Origin of the sequence: Dyella sp. ASV21 (assembly GCF_016428975.1) — a bacterium.
In the GTDB taxonomy this organism is placed as follows: domain Bacteria; phylum Pseudomonadota; class Gammaproteobacteria; order Xanthomonadales; family Rhodanobacteraceae; genus Dyella.
The window spans coordinates 1-311 of sequence record NZ_JAELTT010000371.1 but is presented as its reverse complement, the minus strand read 5'-3'; the positions used below and the strand labels follow the sequence as shown (position 1 = coordinate 311).

At 73.6% G+C, this 311-nt stretch carries 1 pseudogene; it reads right to left on the bottom strand.

The annotated features are described in order from the left end of the window. Positions 1-185 precede the first annotated feature (185 nt). Positions 186-311: pseudogene (gene trpD / locus JHD67_RS21950) on the bottom strand (anthranilate phosphoribosyltransferase); the annotation flags it as partial.

Below are 311 nucleotides of genomic sequence, written 5' to 3'. Positions count from 1 at the left end.
CCCCCCCCCCCCCCCCCCCCCCCCCCCCCCCCCCCCCCCCCCCCCCCCCCCCCCCCCCCCCCCCCCCCCCCCCCCCCCCCCCCCCCCCCCCCCCCCCCCCCCCCCCCCCCCCTTTTCCACCCCCACCACGCCAACCGAGATTCGGTCACGGGTCTCGTGGGCTCGGAGATGTGTATAAGAGACAGGAACACGCCCATCAGGATATTGGGCGCATCGGCCGGGTTGGTCAGTGGACCCAAAATGTTGAACAGCGTGCGCACGCCCATTTCCTTGCGCACCGGCGCCACCACTTTCATCGCCGGATGATGGTT